This window comes from Phaeobacter sp. S60, assembly GCF_000826845.1.
In the GTDB taxonomy this organism is placed as follows: domain Bacteria; phylum Pseudomonadota; class Alphaproteobacteria; order Rhodobacterales; family Rhodobacteraceae; genus Phaeobacter; species Phaeobacter piscinae.
The window spans coordinates 1-857 of sequence record NZ_JSWJ01000038.1 but is presented as its reverse complement, the minus strand read 5'-3'; the positions used below and the strand labels follow the sequence as shown (position 1 = coordinate 857).

The following is an 857-nucleotide window of genomic DNA, read 5'->3' as shown; positions in this document are numbered from 1 at the left end:
GGCGTTAATGCGGATCCGCCAACATGGATCCGCATTGGCGTGGTCAATCGGTTTCAGATGTTTGATGAGTTCTACCACTCGCAGACGGTGGCAACTGAGCGGATTGAAGTCACTGTGCAGCCCTCAGAGGTCGTGAACTCTGTCACACTGCTCAATCTCGATGCCCTAGAGGTTCGGGTTCAAATTGAGGATGGGCAGGGCGGCACCCTCTACGACGAAACCAAGAGCCTGTTGGATAACAGCCAGGTTGTCGACTACTGGGAGTATTTTTTTTCGCCGATCCTGCGGCGACGGGATGTTACTTTCATCGATCTGCCTGCCTATTCGCAGCCGGTGCGCATTTCTGTGATTGGGCCGACCGGCGGTGAGGTCAGGATAGGCGGGGCATTTATTGGCCGTCAGCGGATCATCGGGGAGGCAGTCTATGGCACCCGTCGCGACCTGCTCAACTTCTCGACCAAAGAGCGCGACCAGTTTGGCCGCTTCCAGATCGTGTCACGACACAAGGCCAAGCTGGTCAGCTATGACGTCGCTGTGGAGACACGCAACAACGACTATGTTGCGGATTTTCTTGAGGATGTGGCCGACGTGCCCTGCATCTACATTGGCGATCCGGAACGCGGTGGCACGATAACCTACGGCTATCCGCGCGACTTCGGTTTTCCGTATGAAACCCCATCGATTTCCAACCTGTCCCTCGAAGTGGAGAGCGTGACCTAATGGCCATTACAACAATTCCAAGTTTTACCAAGGTGCCAAATCGCAGCCAAGCGCCAAGCACTTTTTCAGACGATGTGGACACCTACCACAGCGAGATCCCCGCATTCATCGATGCCAGCAATCAGCAGGCGCAGGAG

General features: G+C 55.4%; 1 protein-coding gene. It reads left to right on the top strand.

The window, feature by feature from the left end; all coding sequences use genetic code 11:
• A partial coding sequence (locus OO25_RS23080) for a hypothetical protein (protein ID WP_040182858.1) occupies window positions 1-720 on the top strand: 720 nt, incomplete at its 5' end.
• Between the last annotated feature and the right edge of the window lie 137 nt (window positions 721-857).